Annotated in this window: 18 protein-coding genes; 5 read left to right on the top strand and 13 right to left on the bottom strand. The window is 56.2% G+C overall.

The features are described 5' to 3' along the window. Positions 1-5 precede the first annotated feature (5 nt). The 7 genes from CFN46_RS11450 to CFN46_RS11420 form a co-directional block, all read right to left on the bottom strand. The gene (locus CFN46_RS11450; RefSeq protein ID WP_024951021.1) at positions 6-1115 is read right to left on the bottom strand and encodes a hypothetical protein; all 1110 of its coding nucleotides are present in this window, start codon (positions 1113-1115) and stop codon (positions 6-8) included. A gap of 251 nt (positions 1116-1366) precedes the next feature. Then, positions 1367-1825, bottom strand: a complete 459-nt coding sequence (locus CFN46_RS11445; protein WP_176426466.1) for a hypothetical protein — start codon at positions 1823-1825, stop codon at positions 1367-1369. A gap of 375 nt (positions 1826-2200) precedes the next feature. Continuing rightward, complete coding sequence (locus tag CFN46_RS11440) at positions 2201-3037, bottom strand: CsgG/HfaB family protein (protein ID WP_024951023.1); 837 nt, start codon at positions 3035-3037, stop codon at positions 2201-2203. A 28-nt stretch (positions 3038-3065) separates the two neighbouring features. Beyond that, a complete protein-coding gene (locus CFN46_RS11435; RefSeq protein ID WP_024951024.1) occupies positions 3066-3479 on the bottom strand; it encodes a curli assembly protein CsgF in 414 nt (137 codons plus the stop codon). 79 nt (positions 3480-3558) lie between these two features. After that, positions 3559-4068: a CsgE family curli-type amyloid fiber assembly protein gene (locus CFN46_RS11430; protein WP_024951025.1), complete on the bottom strand. Its 510-nt coding sequence runs from the start codon at positions 4066-4068 to the stop codon at positions 3559-3561. Further along, a complete protein-coding gene (locus tag CFN46_RS11425; protein WP_024951026.1) occupies positions 4068-4751 on the bottom strand; it encodes a LuxR C-terminal-related transcriptional regulator in 684 nt (227 codons plus the stop codon). The genes CFN46_RS11430 and CFN46_RS11425 overlap by 1 nt, the downstream gene beginning before the upstream one ends. A 579-nt stretch (positions 4752-5330) precedes the next feature. After that, positions 5331-5969, bottom strand: a complete 639-nt coding sequence (locus tag CFN46_RS11420; RefSeq protein WP_024951027.1) for a LuxR C-terminal-related transcriptional regulator — start codon at positions 5967-5969, stop codon at positions 5331-5333. A 488-nt stretch (positions 5970-6457) separates the two neighbouring features. On the opposite strand from CFN46_RS11420, the gene rdgB reads away from it, so the two are divergent. The 4 genes from rdgB to CFN46_RS11400 all read left to right on the top strand — a co-directional run bounded on the left by rdgB (position 6458) and on the right by CFN46_RS11400 (position 10865). Continuing rightward, on the top strand, positions 6458-7078 hold the full coding sequence (rdgB, locus tag CFN46_RS11415; RefSeq protein WP_088743596.1) for an RdgB/HAM1 family non-canonical purine NTP pyrophosphatase: 621 nt from the start codon (positions 6458-6460) through the stop codon (positions 7076-7078). Further along, positions 7078-8277 carry a radical SAM family heme chaperone HemW gene (gene hemW / locus CFN46_RS11410; protein ID WP_024951028.1) on the top strand — a complete coding sequence of 400 codons (1200 nt, stop codon included), beginning with the start codon at positions 7078-7080 and terminating at the stop codon, positions 8275-8277. The genes rdgB and hemW overlap by 1 nt, the downstream gene beginning before the upstream one ends. An 86-nt stretch (positions 8278-8363) precedes the next feature. Continuing rightward, the gene (locus CFN46_RS11405; RefSeq protein ID WP_024951029.1) at positions 8364-9026 is read left to right on the top strand and encodes an OmpA family protein; all 663 of its coding nucleotides are present in this window, start codon (positions 8364-8366) and stop codon (positions 9024-9026) included. Positions 9027-9278: 252 nt separating this feature from the next. Then, positions 9279-10865 carry a 23S rRNA (adenine(2030)-N(6))-methyltransferase RlmJ gene (locus CFN46_RS11400; RefSeq protein ID WP_088743595.1) on the top strand — a complete coding sequence of 529 codons (1587 nt, stop codon included), beginning with the start codon at positions 9279-9281 and terminating at the stop codon, positions 10863-10865. 155 nt (positions 10866-11020) lie between these two features. Here the strand turns inward: CFN46_RS11400 and CFN46_RS11395 are convergent, their stop codons facing one another. The 6 genes from CFN46_RS11395 to rpmH form a co-directional block, all read right to left on the bottom strand. Then, positions 11021-12817, bottom strand: a complete 1797-nt coding sequence (locus CFN46_RS11395; protein WP_254918476.1) for an ABC transporter ATP-binding protein — start codon at positions 12815-12817, stop codon at positions 11021-11023. Further along, positions 12814-14694 carry an ABC transporter ATP-binding protein gene (locus tag CFN46_RS11390; protein ID WP_024951032.1) on the bottom strand — a complete coding sequence of 627 codons (1881 nt, stop codon included), beginning with the start codon at positions 14692-14694 and terminating at the stop codon, positions 12814-12816. Before CFN46_RS11390 ends, CFN46_RS11395 begins: the two co-directional genes overlap by 4 nt. A gap of 108 nt (positions 14695-14802) precedes the next feature. Continuing rightward, entirely contained in the window at positions 14803-16230 is a 1428-nt protein-coding gene (mnmE, locus tag CFN46_RS11385) for a tRNA uridine-5-carboxymethylaminomethyl(34) synthesis GTPase MnmE (RefSeq protein ID WP_024951033.1), read from the bottom strand. Between the two features lie 200 nt (positions 16231-16430). Continuing rightward, positions 16431-18095 carry a membrane protein insertase YidC gene (gene yidC / locus CFN46_RS11380; protein ID WP_024951034.1) on the bottom strand — a complete coding sequence of 555 codons (1665 nt, stop codon included), beginning with the start codon at positions 18093-18095 and terminating at the stop codon, positions 16431-16433. Between the two features lie 118 nt (positions 18096-18213). Then, on the bottom strand, positions 18214-18603 hold the full coding sequence (rnpA, locus tag CFN46_RS11375) for a ribonuclease P protein component (protein ID WP_024951035.1): 390 nt from the start codon (positions 18601-18603) through the stop codon (positions 18214-18216). An 11-nt stretch (positions 18604-18614) separates the two neighbouring features. After that, complete coding sequence (gene rpmH / locus CFN46_RS11370) at positions 18615-18749, bottom strand: 50S ribosomal protein L34 (RefSeq protein WP_024951036.1); 135 nt, start codon at positions 18747-18749, stop codon at positions 18615-18617. A gap of 954 nt (positions 18750-19703) precedes the next feature. On the opposite strand from rpmH, the gene dnaA reads away from it, so the two are divergent. Further along, positions 19704-21203: a chromosomal replication initiator protein DnaA gene (gene dnaA, locus CFN46_RS11365; RefSeq protein ID WP_024951037.1), complete on the top strand. Its 1500-nt coding sequence runs from the start codon at positions 19704-19706 to the stop codon at positions 21201-21203. Positions 21204-21271: the final 68 nt, after the last annotated feature.

Here is a 21271-nt window from a genome sequence, read left to right as displayed (position 1 = left end):
AATGATCAGTACTGCATCACGTTGGCAATGTTGCCACCACCGGTCTGGGTCACGCTGGACGTGTTGGCTGCGCCAGTCTGAACCACGTGAGCGCGGTTGGCGGCAAAGCTCATGAAGCCACCGGCTTGCTGGAGAATATCGGAGCGCTGGCCGCTACCGGACTGCTGTACGCGAGCATGATCGTTGAGACCCGTCTGGGTAATCAAGGAGTCACTGTTGGTGCCAGTCTGCTCCACGATGGCGAGGTTGAAGTAACCGCTCTGAGTGTTGACGGCCAGATTCTCACTACCAGACTGGCTGATGTCGGAGTATTGCAGCATGTCAGACTGTGTCACGAGGGCGGTGTTGGCTGACCCGCTCTGTGTGACCAATGAGTCATGGGAGCTACCGCCTTGAATGACGCGGGCGCGCTGCTCATTGCCACTCTGGGTGACCGTGGAGTCAATGCGAGAGCCAGTCTGGACGACCAGTGCTTGGCTGTTGGTGCCGGTCTGGGTGACCGTAGAATTGTGGAAGCGACCTTCCTGGCTGACGCTCGCACGATTATTCTCGCCGTCCTGCAGGATATCGGAGTCATGCATGAGGCCGGCCTGCGCCACGCGAGCTCTTTCATAGCTGCCGCTTTGGGTTGCCGTCGATACATTGAAGCCGCCTTCTTGCGTGACACTCAGCACATTGTGCTTACCGCTGGAATTGGGGCCACTGTCACCTTGTGATGAGTTAGAGAGGTTGCGATATCCTGACTGACTGATGCGCGCTGTATTTTTGAAGCTTTTCTGATGCAGGTTCGCTGTGTTCAGTGCACCGACCTGATCGATGAATCCTCTTTCAGTACTGCCATACTGCTCAGCGGTTGTCTTGTTACCACCCCCGAGTTGATTGATCCGGACCGTGCTGGTGACACCGCTCTGATAGACAGAAGTCTTGTTGTAAACACCCGTCTGTTCAACATCACTGCGATGATTACTATTGTTGTTACCACCGTCTCTCGGTGTCTGGGCGATCTCTGCCTGGTTATTGAAGCCGATCTGATCGAGATCAGAGTTATTACCATCAGCCATGGCATGCGAGGAGAAGGCGATAGCGACGGCGAGAAGGCTCATCTGAATTTTCATGTGTGTTCCCTTGTATTAGTCATTATGTCATTTGTGTTTTTATTATTAACTACATTACATCCCCATCACATGGTGTCGTGCTTCACCCCTTCGATGATCATGACCACCATGCTTTACTGCAAACTGTTTTTCTTTTAGTGATAATGCTGTTGTTATACTTTCCAATTCCCCATCATGTGATTTTTATAATCACCTCGATGAAAAGGCAACCAGGATCAGAGCGTCGCGTATATAATGGTATGTACTTGGCATTATTTTTGAATAACCTGTACTTGCATGCGGCCACGAGCATGCTGTGTAATGCTGACTGGTATCTGGCTACTGCCTTGCTGGATGAGTGCAGCGCTACCGCCGATGCCCGTCTGTTGAATGGCTGCCGTTTGCGAGATTCCTTGTTGAAGAATCAGCGCATCGTGATACTGACCTTGCTGGAGAATGTTGGCTTCATTCAGCGCCCCGGCCTGTAGGGTCTGAGCAGCATTACTCCTCCCTCGCTGCACTATTTGCGAATGGTTGAGTGAACCTTGCTGGGCTATCAGTGAATAGTTTGCAGCACCTTGCTGATGAACATCGGCAGTATTGTAATAGCCCTGCTGGTTGACCGAGGACACTGAGCGGCCATGTTCAAGTTCAGAGCTGACAGCCAAGTCACTGGCTATCACAGACAGACTGGCGGAAAGCGATAAGGAAAATAGCCCTGCCTGCAACACTCTATGATACTGCTTGTGTCCCTGAATCATGGCGAAGGCCCATCCTGGTCGTATTCTTATTGGTACTAACTATTGACCTTTGCAGAGCAGTACGCCATCAGCCCTTTTCAGGATTGTAAGAGTGAGGAGAAGCTTACTTTAGCGTATTGAAAAAAGTAGTACGTTAATGATGAATAGTGAGGAGTGAGTCAATAATGTTGAGGGAAGGGATAATCATCTTGGTATGCTATATCTAATGCCGTCAATGATTCATTATATTTTATATTAATACATTATTTTTTGTTTATATATAAGAGCGAAGAAAGGCACCTCTGGAAAGGTGCCTTTCTTCGTTATCCTGCGCCCTCATCGTAGACCTATCGATACAACGGGGGGCTACAGCATGGGCGTTGGTGCCTGCAGATAGTCCATCAATTCTGACTGCTGCATCTCGGCAGGATTTGCCAAGGCCCACAGCTGGCGATCTACCCCTTGGGCAATGAGGTGAATGACGGCAGACTCAATGGCAGACATGACGGCCAGTTGTACGGGTTCGTTGTTGGTATAGCCGGTTTCGACTTCCAGCAGGCGCTTGAAGTCGATGAAGCGATAGACGCCGGCACGAAGCTCACGAGAGAAGATCGTTTTGCTTGTATTGACGTTGGCGATCACCTGACCGGTAGTGATATCAACGGCACGTAGATTGATGGTCACCTGGTCGACCTGATACTGCCCCGAAGCTCCAATGCCGAAGTACTCAGCTCCGGAGCCACCAGTTCTCACATTGGAATCAAAAGCGATGATTCCTCCCTCGAAGAGCAGATTAGCAGCCTGGAGTGCCTCTAGGTCATTGCTGCGACCTGTGCGCTCTAGATTGGCACGGATGATCTTGCGTTCGGTCAGCAGATTTTGAAGCCCAACACGCTCCAGCGGAATAAACCATCCAGAGTCTGCCAGCGCGGCACTCAACATGGCGGCGCCGCCTTGAGTGACAGCAGTAGAGAAGGTACTTGCCGGGGCAGGACGATACTGACCTGTTTGATCACGAAAATCGTAGATGGCGACAGGGATACGCCCTGCCGGTTTCGGCAGGTTGATCAAGTCACTATAGGTGGAAGTTCTTGGCATCAAGGTGCTGGGTACACCCGCCAAGCCATCAGTGTTGGCTACCATTGGGGCGCAGCCGGAGAGCGCCAGGCCAGCAACAGCCAGCAGGGAAGAAAGCAGCTTCATTCGCGATACCCTTCATCAGAAGTCGAGGTCAGAAAGTGTTACCTGACGTACCAAGGTTGATGACGGTGGTTTCTCCGGTTGCGCGGTCAAGGACCTGCATCGAGAAGCCTCCATTGCCGTTACTGACGACCTCTATGCGCAATTGAGCACTGTCTATTACGCTTGAGCGTCCGGGTTCAGCAGCATCGACGGCATCGGTGATGGCATCGGAGACCAGGCTATTGCGAAGGTCATTGATGAAGAGCTGTGTATCGGAAAGGCTATCGAAGGCAAATGCATCAGGATCGTCATGAGTATCCTGAACCTGAGCCTTATTGAGGAGGTAGCTGCCATTTAGCGGATTACCGCCAAAGCTTGGATTGATAGGCTGGTAGATGAGCTCACCGGCATATAGCGGCATCGCCGAGAGCAGCAACGACACGGCAAGTGTCTGATGCTTCATGATGTTCCCCTGTTCCCTTGCGTATTGTTAGGGTCTCCGTCACCGGAGCCCATTTATTATTGATTCGGTCTGCAGTACATCAAAATTCGTCGCCGGCCATATCAGGATCGTTGCGCAGTGCATCAAGTACCTTGCGCCGCAGGAATTGGTCGGAAACGGTTGCTACCGCTGAACTCGCATAGAGATCGACATCGTTCAGTCTTGGAGGCAACGTCGCTTCATACAGCACGGTATTGCCTTCCGTTATCCAGATAAGACTTCCCCAGCGTGCCGAAGGACGCTCGTGAATACTCAGCGACGTGTTTCGTAGCACGGGGCTATCGAGACGCTGCTGACTGAATTGACGGAAGAAGGTTTTGCCTATCATGGTCATGGTGCGGTCAATCATTACCCCGCTCAGGCCATCGCTAAGTGTGGGGTGTGTCTGCGTGATCGCAACGCCGTCCTCGCCTTGAGTATCTGATCCTTGATGCTCGCTGGCGACCGAGACCTTCGGTCGTACCACCTCCGGCGCGGTTTGCGCGGAGGCGGTCGACATATAGCAGAGCGTCAATCCCCAGGCGAGTGCATGGCGGCTGACCATGCCCATCACGACATCTGAGCTCGACGTGCAATGCGCGGTGTACGTGAAACCGGCATGGCCAGATTCTGACGCGCCCAGTTCATCGCCTGAATGCGGTTATGAACCTTGATCTTGCGGAAGATATTATAGAGATGCGACTTGACCGTGTGTTCACTGACGAACAGCTGATCGGCGATCTCGGTATTGGATGCACCGGTACCCAGCAGGCCGATGATTTCTACCTCGCGCTGGGTCAATCCACAGACCGGGCGGTAGGCATTGAGCTGCTGACGGCGATAGAAATCCAGCAGGCGCGTCATCAACGGGCGAGACATCCACATATCGCCTTCCAGCAACTTGGCGATGCCTTTGCTGATCAGCGATAGGCTATCCTGGCGGTAGAACACACCTTGGAGATGAGTACTGACCAGTAAGCTGGCAGCTTCTTCTTCATCACTGATATTGATGGCGGCCAGTTCGGCACTGGCATCCTGGCTTGCATCTGCATCCCAGCGCTGCATCGTGCCTTCATCGACATGATCGGTGTCTAGCAGCACGATTGTTCTATCTGCCTGCCCAGGTGTGTAGTCTTCGTCGGGGCTTGCGGAAGCCACCTGACACTCAAGCTGCTGGCGAATGTAATCCATAAACAGCGCCGACTGCGGATTGCAGTCAGTCACCAGCAGCACCATTGCATTCCCTGTAATCATGGTGCGAGACCTCTGAGTTGTCGTACCTATTTTCTTGGTGGAGCCATATCTAAAGCGTGATCGGATTGAACCTGTAAGGCGGTACTCATTCACGTCGGGCATTACGCGCTGAGCACCTATATAGGATTACTCGATAGTGGAGATAAGGCAACCTCTAATCAGTTCTTGCTAAATTAATCAATTTATCCATTCTCGTCTACTTTATACCTGGCTTGGAAAAAGAGCAGGAAAAACAGTGCGTAAACTTTGAAAGATAAAAGGAAGTCTTGGTAGTCGTTCTCTGGAGTGCAAGAAAACCAGACCATTGCGCTTTTTTAATCAGGGCTTCGTGTAGGTCAAAGGTGCCACACATCTAGTACTAGAGTGCATCAATTCAATGTCATCCTGTAAGCCAGGTTGTCTTTTTGTATCTAGGGTGATTGCCTGTGTCGAAAATGCGACGCACATGGAGAATGTGAGGAGTTAATTCCTGCTAAGTGAAGTACTTACTACGCGTGTGATGCATGAAATTAAGACAGTGATCTCATCATGTGTGCCAATGTCTCGTGCGATAGACTCAGCCCGAATAACTCACTGGCCTCATGTTTCTGGATGAGAGGATCGCTGGGGGATGTAAAAATTAAGGTGCTCGTGAGCCCACTCGATGGCCTGATGACGATTGTGGACTCTGATTTTTCGGAAGATGTTGTATAGGTGTGACTTGACAGTGTGCTGGCTAAGCATCAATCGTTGAGCAATATCTGAATTGCTTTGTTGCGAGGAAATGAGGGACAGTATTTCCAATTCACGCTGCGTAAGCCCCATGACCGGATGAAAGGCAATTTGTTGTTGTTGGCGATAATGCCGAATCAGTGTCTGCATCATGCTACGAGTAAGCCAGATTTCGTTATTGAGTATCTTTTCTATTCCCTGACTAATCTGTGAAAGGCTGTCATGACGATAAAATATTCCAATAAAAGGAATATTTAACAATAAAGATACAGCGTCATCGATATGCTCAACATTGAATGCAGCGATCTTGTCGATCCCTCCCCAGCGTATCATTTGAGTAAGGTTGCACTGGGCACTATCGATCAAGGCTAGACAGGGCGCGGAAGGGAGCAGCGCCTCGTGATCGCATGCTTCCACGTCGCACTGCAGTTTCTCACGAAGGTAATCGACGAAAAGTTCGGTTTGTGGCGAGGGAGCCGTCACGAACAGGATTCTGGTTGAGGACATGGGGCTCTCCTGCCGTGCAATTGTGGGGCCGTCTCATCATTAATATGCTGATAAGCAGAGTGATCAAAAAGTTGGCCAGTGGCCATCTATAGTCTAGCCAAGCATCACCCTCGGGTTGCAGATCTCTATAGTGTTAGATGGCATAAAGCAGATAGATTCTTAGATAATGAATAATCTTATGTTTAATCAATGGGTTATGCGTGATTCTTAAGGTCGAGAGGCTACTCGCTAGCCATCAGACACAGAAAAACCCTGTTCAGGCATGAGCTATTACTGAGGTTAATCGGGAGTATCGGTCGGCATGAGGCCAAGACTGGAAGCATGAGTTTCATAAGTCCTCGGGGGTAGGTGCCTCATCTGCCATGGTCACAGTCTCTCGCGTGTACGCATCGGACTCACGCGGTAGAATGTGGCATTACCTCCTGCATCGTCGCGTACTGATGTCATTAATAGCGCTACCTTCCCCAGTGATAACTTCGGAGATATTCATGCCCGCTTCCTCTCTCGTGCTGGCCAGTGGCAATGCTGGCAAGCTGCGCGAATTTTCCCATCTGCTCGCCCCGCTGAGCATTGATCTGATTCCTCAGGGGCAGTTGGGAGTGAGCGACGCTGACGAGACGGGGCTGACCTTTGTCGAGAACGCCTTGATCAAGGCGCGCCATGCTGCCCATACCACGGGGCTGCCGGCGTTGGCTGACGATTCGGGAATTGAAGTAGATGCATTGAGTGGAGAGCCGGGTATCTATTCCGCGCGTTTTGCGGCACGTCGTCAGCAAGGACAAGGGGATGATGATAATAATGCCGCACTGCTAGCCGCTTTGGAGGGTGTGCCCGAAGCAGAGCGCACGGCACGTTACTGGTGTGTGCTGGTATATTTACGTCATGCCGAGGATCCGGTGCCGATCATCGTGCAGGCCAGTTGGGAGGGGCGTGTATTGAATGCCCCTGCTGGCGAAGGCGGCTTTGGCTACGACCCGTTGTTCTGGCTACCTGATCAGGGCATGACCGCCGCGGCACTCGATGCTGCGACCAAGAATCGCCTAAGCCATCGCGGCCGCGCTATGCACCAGCTACTTGATGCGCTCTCCGAGCTGCGTGAGCGTACGTGATGTCTGCCGAAATGCTGCCCCCCTTATCGCTCTATATTCATGTGCCTTGGTGTGTGCGCAAATGTCCGTATTGCGACTTCAACTCCCACGGTGTGGGGCGTGACGCGGGTTTGCCGGAAGAGGAGTACATCACTGCTCTACTGATGGACCTCGATCAAGACCTGCAGTTGCTTGAAGATCAGCCTGAGCGTGAACTGCATAGCGTATTCATTGGCGGCGGCACGCCCAGCTTGTTGAGCGGTAAGGCCTATCAGCGGCTGTTTGATGGCATCCGCGAGCGCATGACGCTATCTGCTGATTGTGAAATCACGCTAGAGGCTAATCCTGGTACGCTTGAACAGGGACGCTTTGCCGCTTACCGTGCCGCTGGAATCAATCGGTTATCGCTGGGCGTGCAAACTTTCCAGCCGGAGCAGCTCAGCGTGCTGGGGCGTATCCACTCGGCCGAGGAAGCAGAGCGTGCGGTTGCCAGTGCGCAAGCGGCAGGGTTCAATAACTTCAACATCGATCTGATGCATGGATTGCCGGGACAGACACTGGAAACGGCGTTGGATGATATTCGGCGTGCCTTGGCGTTGGGGCCTAGCCATCTCTCCTGGTATCAGCTGACGCTGGAGCCCAATACCGAGTTCTATTCACGTCCGCCGGTACTGCCGGAGGATGATCTGCTGTGGGATATTCAGGATCACGGCCATGCCGAGTTAGAAGCAGCGGGATTTCAACGCTATGAAATTTCAGCCTACGCGCTTGAGAGTCGTAGATCTCGCCACAACCTGAACTACTGGCAGTTTGGTGACTATCTTGGCATCGGTGCTGGCGCACATGGCAAGCTCACTCTATTGGAAGCAGATGGCAATGGAGAACTGGTGGCCCTGCCACGGCTTCAGCGTCGTTGGAAGAGTCGTCAGCCTGACGCCTATTTACGTAGGATGCAGGATCCGCGCGGATTCCTTGCCGGCCAGCAGGATATTGCTCGTGACGATTTAGCGCTGGAATTCATGATGAATGCCCTGCGACTCACTGACGGTGTCAGTTTAGCGACGCTGCAGCGCACTACTGGGCTGGGTCCTGAGGTGCTTGAACCGACACTAGGTCAGGCACGTGAACGTGGCCTTATCCGAGAGGATGCCTCGCGATTATGCGCTACGCCTCAAGGGTTACTGTTTTTGAATGACCTGCTGGCCATGTTCGACGCCTGAACGATCAGGCATGATCAACACCTTGATAACCGCAGTAGGCGGTTGTCGTTTTGCCTTTCATGAGAGTGAAGATAGGGAGCGTTACCATGAAGAAGTCCGTACTCCTGGCACTGCCGCTGGCAGCTGCCGTTGCGATGGCGGGTTGCAGCACGACCAATCCGTATACCAATGAGCAGCAGACTTCCAGCGCAGCCAAAGGCGCCGGTATTGGCGCTGTGGTTGGCGCGATTGCCGGTGCTACCAAGAGCGGCAACCACCGTCTCGACAAGGCGCTGATCGGCGCTGCCGCCGGTGCTGCCGCCGGTGGTGGTATTGGCTATTACATGGATGTACAGGAATCCAAGCTGCGTCAGCAGCTCCAGGGCACTGGCGTCAGCGTCACGCGTGTCGGCGATCAGATCATTCTCAATCTGCCGTCCAATGTCACCTTCGGCTCCGATTCCAGCACTTTGTCCGGCCAGATCCAGCCGGTCATGGATGGCGTGATCACCGTCCTCAAGGAATATGATGAGACTCGCGTGAACATTGCCGGCTACACCGATTCCACGGGTGCCAGCAACTACAACCAGAACCTTTCCGAGCTCCGCGCTCAATCGGTAGGCAACTATCTGGCTAGTGGTGGTATCGCCTTCAATCGTCTGAACATGCGCGGTTATGGCGAAGCCAGCCCGGTGGCATCCAACGATACGACGTCAGGTCGCGCCCAGAATCGTCGTGTCGAAATCACGCTGACCCCGCTGGAGAGCTAAACGCTACCAGTACTGCGCCATGCCATCAGGTGCAGTGATGTGAAAGTGATGCATCGAAGTCAAAAGATATGACAACAAGGCTCGCGCTCCGGCGCGGGCCTTGTTGTCTATGAAGCATGGCTTTTCCGGTGATGGTGAGCCATCTCTGCTATCCTTCAGCCCCCTCGGTGGCCTTCCCTTAACGCCGCCCCCCAGATTTCCGTTTGCCGACCTGCAAGGCGTCGCAGACATTGCCGTATCAAGGAGGCGCTCTTGCTCGCCTATCAGCACGCCTATCACGCAGGTAACTTTGCCGACCTGCACAAGCATCTGCTAGCCAATACACTGGCAGAACAGCTATTACGTAAAGAGTCTCCCGTTACGTTCATAGACACTCACGCAGGTCGTGGCTGGTATCCCTTGGCGGCACGCGAGACAGAACAACTGCGTGAGTACGAGCAGGGTGTTCTGCCGTTGTGGCAGACACGCAGCCGATGGTTGAGTGAAAGCGGTGACATGTTGCAGCGAGCGACGGATAAGCCAATTGCTCGCTGGTTGGCCCGTCTGGCCGACATGCAGCCGGATGCCGGGAAGAACAATGCCAGTGAGCTAAGTGTCTATCCTGGCTCGCCGTGGTGGCTGAGCCAGTCGCTGCGTCGCGGTGACAGATTGTTGGCTTATGAACTGCACCCGGGTGAGATCTACCACTTTGATCAGGCGCCGGTTCAGCGTGACAGCCTTGGCAAGGTCATGCGTCGCCAGCAGGACGGTCTTTCTGGTCTGTTGGCGGCGGTACCGGTCACCACGCCGCGTGTGGCGGTGTTGATCGACCCCAGCTATGAGCTCAAGAATGAATATCGTGATGTGGCAGAAGTCGTGGTAGAGACGCTGCGCAAGTCGCGCCACGCGACCATCATGATCTGGTATCCCATGCTGCCGGCAGGACGTCAGCATGATCTTCTCGAGCGCCTCAAGAAGCAGTCGCCCGCGCCGATGTGGCGCAGTGAGCTGCTCATCGATACGCCGGAAGGCGAGCACGGCATGTATGGGTCTGGCATGCTGGTGATCAACCCGCCGTGGCAGTTTGATCGTCTCTTTACCACCGCCATGCAGGAAGTGGTCGAGGTACTCAAGGGCGCCTTGCCGGCACCACAATCGGTCGCTGTCGAGCACAAGAGCCTTTGGTGGCTGACGGAAGAAGTCGCGCGTGCGCGTAGCGAGCCCAAAGCCATGCCGCGCGAGCGCCTTCTGACGCTGCGCAAGCTTAATCAGAAGGTCAAGCGCGACACTGAAGTTGAGGTGACCCAAGCCAAGCCCAAGCGCGAGAAGCTCAAGCGTGGGGAAGGCTGGGCCAAGCCGCGTGTGCGTACCGACAGCGCGACACCGAAAGCCAAGGGCAAGCGCCATTCGGCGACTGCCAAGCCGAAGACAAGCATCAAGGCGCAGGTCAAGGACCAGGTGCATGGTCACTCGGCACCGAGCGAAAAGCGTGTCAGTGACAAGCCTTCTGAACGTTCGTCCTCTCATGCTGAGCCGGCCCGTCCGCGTGGCAAGGGCGAAGCGGGCGGCAAGGACAAGTCAGGCTGGAGCGATTGGTCTTCCAGCATGCCGGGGAGCGACCGCAGAGAGGGGGCGACGCGCGTCAATATGCGCAGCACGCCTGCGATTGGTCGTGATGGTCAGGTGAACCCGAGCAGCACCACGAAGCTGCCGAAAAAATACGCGGCGAAGAAGCGTCCTGAAGGCACTTCCGAGGTTGGTAAGCCGCTGGACGCGCGCGAAGCTCGTGCGCTGCGTGAGCAGGCCGAGCATAATGCTGGCAAGGGACGTGGCAAGCCGCGTGGACCGCGCAAGCCCTGATGGCTTGATCCAGGAGCCATGCACATGACTCCCCAGTGATGTGTGATGTTCAATGCATCATCAAGCCAGAACAAAACGCCCCCACAGGCCAAGCCTGCGGGGGCGTTTTGCATTCACAAGAAAAAGCAGTGGGTCCACGAGAGGATATGGTGCGATCAGTGAGGAATATCCTCTTGCCATAGGCGGCGATAAAGCCCTGGCGTCGCCATCAGTGCGTTATGCGTTCCCAGCTGGGTGACGCGCCCTTGTTCCAGCACCAGCAGGCGATCAGCATCGCGTACGGTAGCGAGACGATGCGCCACCACAATCAAGGTGACCTCGCCACGTAGCTCATGCAGCGCCTGCTGCAGAAGTGCTTCGGTGTGGCTATCGATGCTGGCGGTCGCCTCGTCCAGCAGCAGTACTCTCGGGGTGGTTATCAGCGCTCTTCCTAGTGCGAGTAGCTGTCTCTCACCGGTTGAGAGGCTCAGCCCACGCTCTCCCAGCAGAGTCTCGAGACCGAGGGGGAGGCTGGCCACCAGCGGCGCCAGGTGTGCCTTCTCCAGCACACCATTCAGCCGCTCAGCGTCTATTTCACGCCCCAGTAGCAGATTGTCACGCAAGCTGGTGGCGCGGATGAAGGGCTCTTGAGGAACGATGGCAATCGCATGTGCTCGCTGGCTCGCTGGCCAATCGCTGAGCGGGCGTCCATCCAGCATCAGTTGCTCACCCTGCACTGGACGCTGTCCGCTCAACAGGTCGAGGAGGGTGGACTTGCCACTGCCGGTAGGGCCGACCACGCCGATGAACTCGCCGCTGTCGATCGTCAGAGTAATGTCGCTGAGTGTGATGTTGTCAGTGCCTGTATGCCTGAATTCAAGGTGATCAAGACGATAGTGACCACTTGCTATCGATTCACTGGCATCTGAGGTCTTCAGCGTCATCGGAGACACTTCGCGCGGTTGGTCGAGCACTTCCTCAAGGCGTCCTGCCGCGACCAGTGCCGATTGAAAGACCTGCAGCCGCTGGGTGATCTCGATCAAGGGTTCGCTGATGCGACCCAGCCAAGCGATGAAGGCATAGAGCACACCCAGCTCTGCGCCACCACCCAGCTCTCGTAGCCCAAAAACTGCGACGAGAGTAAGGGTGATCAGCATGGCCATCAGGTCGATCGCCGAGCGCAGCAGCAGGCCAGAGACGCGTACCGTGCGCATACGCGCCCGGTATTGCGCGACATTGAGTAGATGGTAGCGCTGATTGAAGCGCTCGGTCTGGTGGCTGGCCTGCAGAACGCTCATACCGCCGATGGCTTCGGCGATACGCGCGTTCTGCAGTGCACGTAGCTGACGCACTTCGCGGGCTGCGCGTCCCGAAAAACGCTGGTAGAGCCAGATCATGCCGATGGCCAGTGGAATGAGCGCCATGGCGATCAGCGCGAGCGTCCCGTCCATCAGTGCCATCGCCGACAGAATCCCGATCAACAACACTACATTGCCGACAAGCGTCGCCAGCACGCCGACATACAACTCCTTGAGCGATTCGGTATCGTTGGTGACGCGTGCGACCAGCTCGCCAGCCGCAATGGTATCGAGCTTTGCCAGCGGCAGATGAAGCAAGTGAGTGAAGACTCGCTCACGTAGATCGCGAACACTGGCCAGCGCCAGACGCGCAAAACGCAGTTGTTGAAGGTAGCGTCCGGCTGCTGCGCCAAGCTGCGTGATGACATAGAGGCCCAGCAGCGCCATGAGCGCTTCCGGCGCCAGATTGCCGGCAATCAAATGGTCATCGAGATAGCGCTGTGTCAGCCAGGGGCCCAGGACATCCAGCGCGGTGGCCGCGACAAGTATCAGCATGGCGCGCATGACGGCACCGCGACGTGCCGCCAGCGGCTGCCACAATAGCTTGAGGCGTCGACGACTGACCAGCCGTAATGAGCCATGGGTGTGCGTCTGTGAGGCGTCAGAGGGGCTCATGAGTGCTCTCCCGGAGGACGATCGGTGTCACGGCGCGATTGCTGGACTTGCCACAGGTGCCAGTAAGCCCCGCGCGCAGCCAGCAGCGTGGCGTGATCACCTTGTTCAAGAATGCTCCCTTCCTTCAAGACCACTATGTTGTGGCAAGCCTGTACCGCGGATAGGCGATGACTATTGATGATCAAGGTACGCCGCCGACCGTTGGCGTCTGGCTGTTGCAGACGAGCGAGGGTTGTCAGCAAGGTGCGCTCAGTCACCTGGTCCACTGCTGACAATGTGTCATCGAGCAGCAGGATTGGCGCTTCGGTGAGCAAGCTGCGGGCGAGTGCCAGGCGCTGGCGCTGTCCTCCTGATAGCGTGATGCCACGTTCACCTATCAACGTATCGAGGCCGTCAGGTAGGCGACGCAGGTCATCATCGAAGGCGGCAGCTGTCAGGGCGTGACGAATCTCGGCGTGGCTGGCTTCGGGGCGTGCGAGGGCGACGTTGTCGGCGACCGAGAGTGCGAACAGGAAGGGGTCCTGTGGCACTAGTGAGAACTGCGGGCGCCAAGAAGATAGTGAGTACTCGCTTGCTTCATGGCCGCCTAGCTCTAGTCGCCCCTGTGATGCCGTCATCGGCCAACTACGTGACAGCAGGCGCAGCAACGTCGATTTACCGCTGCCGGTTGCGCCTACGATGCCCAGGCTCTCACCCGCATCAATCTTCAGTGACAGTGGCCCCAGTGCACACTGTTGGCTGCCGGGATAGCTGAAACTGCTCACTTCAAGGCGAAGTGAGTGATCGCATACTTCATGGCGAGTCCCGGTGTCTTGAAGTGCTTCTGGCGCAGAATGGAACACGGCCAGCCGGCGTGCGGCGGCCGCACCGCGCTGCAGAATGTTGAGGCACCAGCCGAGTGCGAACATTGGCCAGATCAGCTGGGCCAGATAGAGGCTGAAGCTGGTGAGCTGGCCGAGCGTGATGGCATCGTCGAGATAGCGCCAGCTTCCCACGCCAAGCGTGAGTAGCGTTGCCACTGACAGTGAGATGAATACCACCGGATCAAAGGTGGCTTCGAGCTTCTGGACGCGGTAGTCGATGGCCTCAGCGGCGGCAGCTCGCTGAGAAAAGGCCGCTGTCTCGTCATCGAGCAGTGCGTGACTTCTGAGCATGCGAATGCCCGCAAAGGCTTCTTGTGTCTGGTCATTCAGATCAGAGAAGCGCTCGAGTGACTCGCGAAATCGTTCACCGATACGGGCGGAGATACGGGCAAAGGCCCATGCCATGAACGGAAAGGGCAACAGCGCGAGTAGCGTCAGAGGAATGTCGATACCGATCAGCATGATGCCGAGCACCAGCACGAAGGTCATCGCCCCATCGACACTGGATAGCACGCCTTCGGCGGCCGCCATCTCCACGGCATCGATATCCTGGCTGGCATGTGCCATCAGGTCACCCGTCCGATGTTTCTGATAGAAGCCGGGATCGAGGCGCGTCAGCTTGGCGTGAAAGGCATCACGCTGCTCGGTACCCAGCTGATAGGCGGTCCCGAACAAGGTGACGCGCCAGGCATAACGCAGCATGTAGAGCCCGACTCCCGCGCCGACTAGCCACAGTAGACGTGACATTAATGCTTCGCGATCCAGCGTGCCAGCGCGCAAGGCGTCGATAGTGGCGCCAATGGCCCACGGCAAGAGTAGATTCAGTCCTGCCACGCCAACCAGAAACACGATGGCCAGCAGATAGCGTGGCCAATGGCGCTTGAAGAAGGCAATCAGCAGGCTGCGGAGCGGGGTGGCAGAGGGAGCATTGGAGAGAGAGGTTTGCGATGTATCGACGTCATCGCCGTTCTGTGTGGCATCTTGCACCGCTGCTGGTGCCTCGCGTCCCGCCATATTACCTCCTGTCCCTGCCTTCGCCCCCGCCTGTCGGAGGTGATCGGCAGGGGCAGTATAGCGAGGTAGCGACGAGGTAAGGCAAGAAGGCGTGAGGTATTGACGGGGCTACTTGCCGATACAGAAGCTGCCGAAGATCTCACCGAGCAGGTCGTCAGCGGAGAACTCACCGGTGATCTCTGACAGCGCCATCTGGGCAGCGCGAAGATCTTCAGCCAATAGCTCGCCGGCGCTGGCACCCAGTAATTGGGCTTCACCGTTGTCGAGAGATTCGCCAGCGCGCTCAAGGGCATCCAGATGACGACGGCGAGCGCTGAAGCGGCCTTCGGCCGTGCCAGTGAAGCCCATGATGTCCTTCAGGTGATTGCGCAGGGCGTCGAGGCCTTGATTATCACGTGCAGAGATACGCACGACGCTGGCTTGATGGCGGGCCAGCTCGAGACTGCCCGCTTGATCGTCCGTGACAGCATGCGCATCTGTCAGCCCTGGCGTTTCACCACTGGTGTCGATCTTGTTGCGCACCAGCGTCAGCCGGGTAGGGTCCGGTAGACGAGCCACGAATTCCGGCCAGATTTCCATAGGGTCAGTCGCTGTTGTTGTCGCAGCGTCCACGAGTAACAGGACACGGTCGGCCTTCTCTATCTCACTCCAGGCGCGTTGCACGCCGATACGCTCAACGGCATCAGGCGTATCACGCAGGCCAGCGGTGTCGATGATATGCAGCGGCATGCCGTCGAGATGAATGTGTTCACGCAGTACGTCGCGCGTGGTGCCTTCGATATCCGTGACAATGGCGGTGTCCTGCTCGGTCAGTGCGTTGAGCAGGCTAGACTTGCCGGCATTCGGACGCCCGGCGATCACCACCGTCATGCCCTCACGCATCAGCGCACCTTGATTGGCAGCGGCACGTACGCCGGCTAGCTCGGCTTTGACGTCAGTGAGGCGAGCAGCGACATGGCCATCGGCGAGAAAATCGATCTCTTCTTCCGGAAAATCGATCGCCGCTTCGACGTAGATACGCAGCTCGATCAGACGCTGTACCAGCGCGCTGACACGGGTCGAGAACTCGCCCTTGAGCGAACGCAGCGCATTCTCGGCGGCCGCACGTGAGCTGGCGTCGATCAGGTCGGCAATCGCCTCAGCCTGGGCAAGGTCCAGCTTGTCATTCAGGAAGGCACGCTCGGAGAACTCGCCGGGACGTGCCAGGCGTGCGCCAAGCTGGACGCAGCGCTCCAGCAGCAGGTCCATGATCACTGGGCCACCGTGACCCTGTAGCTCCAGTACATCCTCGCCGGTGAAGGAGTTCGGGCCCTTGAAGTAGAGCGCAATTCCTTCATCGAGGGCGGTGGGGCTGCCATCCATTCCCCGGCCCATGAAGGGGCCGTAGTGAGCGTGGCGTGGCGCAGGACACAGGCCAAGCATTTCCTGAGCAATGGCCTGGCAGGCGGGGCCGGAGACGCGGATGATACCGACGCCACCACGACCAGGGGGAGTGGCCAGCGCAGCGATGGAGTCGGGCTGATAGACGGAAGACATGCGAAGACCTCGGGCAAGGAGCCAGAAAGTGAAGAGGAGATGGCACATATTGTCGCGGTTGGTGCCCCGTGACAGCAAGTGAGGAGGATGGCGTGAGGAGAGCCAAGCCTGAAAGACACTCCCTGAAACGACACGACCCCCGCCAGAGGCGAGGGTCGTGTCAGTCATGCATCGATCATGTCGAGGCGGAGTAAAGCACGTTAGATGCTTTTCTTGACCGGCTCGGCTTTTTCGATCTGGCGCGTGATGAAGTACTGCTGGGTGATCGACAGCGTGTTGTTGACGATCCAGTACAGGACCAGACCCGCCGGGAACCACAGGAAGAAGAAGGTGAAGACGATAGGCAGCATCTTCATGATCTTCGCCTGGGTGGGGTCCGGAGGTGTCGGATTCAGCTGCTGCTGAATGAACATCGTGGCGCCCATGATGATCGGCAGGATAAACAGCGGATCTTTCATCGAGAGATCCTGAATCCATAGCATGAACGGCGCGTGGCGCAGCTCCACGGATTCCATCAGCATCCAGTACAGCGCGATGAAGACTGGCATCTGAATGACGATAGGCAGACAGCCGCCCAGCGGATTGATCTTCTCCGTCTGGTAGAACTTCATCATCTCCTGGGAGACTTTCTGACGGTCGCCGCCATGCTTCTCCTTGATGCGCTGCATCTCGGGGCCCATCTTGCGCATCTTGGCCATCGAGCGGTAGGCAGTCGCAGACAGCGGGAATAGCACAACCTTGACTAGAACGGTCAGCAGGATGATGGAAGCACCCCAGTTACCGACCAGTGCATGGATGTGCTCCAGCAGCCAGAACAGCGGGTTGGCGAGGAACCACAGCCAGCCGAAGTCGACAACCAGCTCCAGGTACGGTGCGGTGGCTTCCAGCTGGTCTTGATCTTTTGGGCCCACGTACAAGGTGGCGCCTAGTTCAGCTTGCTGACCGGCAGCGATCTGCGTGGACGGGCTGGCAAAGGCCGCCACGTTACGTTGCTGTTTGTCGACGCTGGTGTAGTACAGGTTCTTCTGGCCTTCGGCCGGGACCCAGGCAGAGACGAAGTAATGTTGGATCATGGAGACCCAGCCACCCTGGATGTCGGCATTCTTGAAGCTGCCATCCTGAATGTCGTCGAAGTCGATCTTCTGGTAGTGGTTCTCTTCGGAAGAGAAGGCCGCACCCAGGTAAGACTTCATGCCCATGCCGCCGCCAGTAGACGGATCTGCGCTGTTATCGCGCGCTAGCTGTCCAATGAAACGAGCGTTGGTCGGCTGCTGGGACTGGTTGTCCAACAGGTAGTCGACCTTGAGCTGGTAGCTATTCTTGCTGACGGTGAAGCGCTTGATGACAGCGACGCCATTGACGTCGGCCTTCAGATCAATCTGCAGATTGTCGTCGTTCTCGCCCAGTGTGTAGCTGTTGCTGTCGGCGGAGAAGGCGATGCGTCCCTTGTGTCCCTCTAGCTGCAGGCCAGACTTGGCAACGTAGCTGCGCGACTGATTATCAGACAGCAGGACGAAGGGAGACTCGGAGGCGTTATTCTGTTTGTGCTCAAGTAGCGCGGCGTAGACCACGTCGCCACCCTGCGGATCGATACGCAGGTCAAGCACATCAGTCTTGATTTCAATCAGATTACTGCTCGGGGTGCTGGCAGCGGTGTCCGGTGTGGAGAGACCTGCAGCAGTGTTAGCAGTCGTGCTACTGCTTGGGGCTTCTAAGCCTTGGGCAGTCGCTTTGGCAGCCTGAGCGGCGACCTGAGGAGCCTGTGTTTCCGCAGCCGGCTGATCGTAATCCTTGTTCCACTGGATCACCATGAGATAGGCGACAACCGCAAGCGGAATCACGAGGAGTAATCGTTTGACGTCCATTGTGTATGCCCGTTGGAGGGTGAATCAATCTGGCGGGAGTCAGATGAGACCGGTCACGAACGGATGGGCGTATAACGAAAAAAACGCCACATGCCGGACGCACCGGGTAGGTGTCGCGTCAGGCAGGTGGCGTTGACTTGGCCGCTTTCAGACGTCTGGCATCCTTCTCCAGACGAGACCACATGCCGTCAAGCTGGCGATGAAGGGTCTCGTTATCCAGCTCATTTACGCCTCGTTTGGCCAGAACGACAATGTCGATGGCCGGAAGGCGTTGCTGGCGGAGGCGAATGGATTCTCGCGTCAGACGTTTGAGGCGGTTGCGATCTACGGCACGGCGCACGTTCTTCTTGCTGAACACCAACCCCAGGCGGGCATGCCCTAGGTCATTCGGACAGGCCAGGGCCAAAAGCCCCTTGCCGTGTACCTTGAGGATGGTGTGATCGAAGACGTGCCGGTAATCCCCGGCAGTCAGCAAGCGAAGCTGCCGGGGAAATCCCTGACGGGACATCCGGGCCTCGATCAGGCGCTCAGACGCTTACGGCCTTTCGCACGACGGCGCTGGATGACCGCACGGCCACCTTTGGTCGCCATACGAGCACGGAAACCGTGTGTGCGCTTGCGCTTAAGGACGCTCGGCTGAAATGTGCGTTTCATAGCTGCTTCTTCCCACGTGGTTGTTTGGAAAAGGTCAACGAATGTTGCCCTGTATCCACATGAGGACAGGGCAGATTGGTCAGGGGCAGGGATTCTAGTGAATCTGCAAGTGGCTTGCAATGTCGAGTCGAAAAGTTGTCCACAGCTGGTTCGTGGCATTTCAGGGTGACGATGCCTCGCGCCGCCCGTCAGATGGCGTTTCCTGTCTACCGGTGACGGGGCGGAATTTGGACGTTGGCAGGCAAAAAAAATCAGTTTTTCTGACAGGCACTGCCTGGGGAGCTGAGGTGTGGCCTGAGAGACTTGCATTCCAAGCGAGGAATACACGAAACCCAAAGTGGCGAGACTTGAAAGACAAGACCGAAAAACTGAAGTGGTTTCTCATGCTAAACCAGCAGATATTTTTGCTGCGCTGCGGTTTCGTAAGGTGCTGACTTCGCCCATCCGGCATGAGGCAGAGATGCTCGTACGACCCCCACGATTTGTGTAGCAGGCCAGTCAGCGATGTATGCATCATCGAGCATCAAAGGCCCAGTGGATAACCTTGAGTCGACCTGATCAGGAGTGCAGCGCTGAGCTTAATCCGAGACGCATTTTTAGCATTGCCCCTATCATTACTATAAAGAGGTAGTTCTGAGTAACTAATAACTATAGAGGGAGGGAGATTCTGTGGATAACCTATTTTTCTAGAGTTAGCTCAATCTTCTGTCATCAGGATATCTCTGACGATAAGCAGTGGAAAACCTGATATTACCCTGTGCATGGCTGTGTGCATAAGTGTTGACTTGTCCCCAGCGTCTGAGTCGTCTCATATTGCTCCCCAACCTTTCCCAAAGTAAGAGGGTCCTCAATACCCATGTTGTCCACAACAGCTCATGACGCAGATGTCGTGTGGATAACTCAGGGCTTGAGCTATACAATGGCCGCCCCTTCGACAACTGGATGTGAGGTCGCGTGTCGCTCGCACTTTGGCAACAATGTCTTGACGCACTGCAAGACGAGCTGAATTCACAGCAGTTCAACACTTGGGTTCGTCCTCTGCAGGCTGAAGAAGGTGACAGCGGAGAGCTGTGCCTACTCGCTCCCAACCGCTTCGTGCGTGATTGGGTCAATGACAAGTACCTCAAACGTATCCACGAACTACTGCGTGAGTTGGCACCGGGCAAGCCGCCCAAGGTCGAACTCAGTGTGGGTAGTCGACGTACGGTGTCCAATCCGCGACCGGAAGGAAGCCCCGCGTCTTCTTCATCCACTTCTTCATCTGCTCAGGCACAAGCGCCTGGCCAGATGCCGAGCCCGCGTTCGCCACATGTGCATACGCCACCGCGCGGTAATCTCGGCGAAGAGCGCGAGATGGCTGGTGATGGCTTGCGCGATAGAGCCCCGCGTCGTAATGCACGCCAAGTGCAGGTCGAAGGCAGTCTCAAGCACTCCAATGGTTTGAACCCGAACTTCACCTTCGAAACCTTTGTCGAAGGCAAGTCGAACCAGCTGGCGCGTGCAGCATCACGCCAGGTATCCGAAAATCCTGGTGGCGCTTACAACCCGCTATTCCTTTATGGCGGCGTGGGCTTGGGTAAAACCCACTTGATGCACGCAGTGGGCAATCATCTCGCCAAGCAAGGAGGCGAGAATGCCAAGGTGGTCTACCTGCATTCAGAGCGCTTCGTGGCCGACATGGTCAAGGCGTTGCAGCTCAATGCCATCAATGATTTCAAGCGATTCTATCGTTCAGTCGATGCGCTGCTGATTGATGACATTCAGTTCTTTGCGGGTAAGGAGCGCTCTCAGGAGGAGTTCTTCCACACCTTCAATGCGTTGCTTGAAGGCGGCCAGCAGATGATTTTGACATCGGATCGCTATCCGAAAGAGATCAATGGCGTCGAAGAGCGACTCAAGTCCCGCTTTGGCTGGGGGCTGACTGTCGCCATCGAGCCACCTGAGCTAGAGACGCGCGTCGCGATCCTGATGAAGAAGGCTGACCAGGCCAAGGTTGATCTACCGCACGATGCCGCTTTCTTCATTGCCCAGAAGATCCGCTCCAATGTGCGTGAGTTGGAGGGGGCCCTGAAGAAGGTCATCGCGGACTCCCACTTCATGGGGCGTGTGATCACCCAGGACTTCATTCGTGAGTCGCTGAAAGATCTGCTGGCACTGCAAGACAAGCAGGTAGGTGTGGATAATATTCAGCGCACCGTCGCTGAGTACTACAAGATCAAGATTTCTGATCTCCACTCCAAGCGCCGCTCGCGCTCGGTCGCCCGACCGCGTCAGGTGGCCATGGCGCTGGCCAAGGAGCTCACCAACCATAGCTTGCCGGAAATCGGTGATGCCTTCGGTGGTCGTGATCATACGACCGTGCTGCACGCGTGTCGCAAGGTGGCCTCGCTGCGTGAAGAGAACGCTGACATTCGTGAGGACTACAAGAATCTACTGCGTCTCTTGACCAGTTGATCGCATTGCAGCGGCGGGTCGGGTTGGCGACAATTGTCGATTTGACTCGCTGTGCATTGGGCCTTGTA

It is taken from the genome of Cobetia sp. QF-1, assembly GCF_002213105.1.
Lineage (GTDB): Bacteria > Pseudomonadota > Gammaproteobacteria > Pseudomonadales > Halomonadaceae > Cobetia > Cobetia crustatorum.
This window is presented reverse-complemented; position numbering and strand designations above follow the sequence as displayed.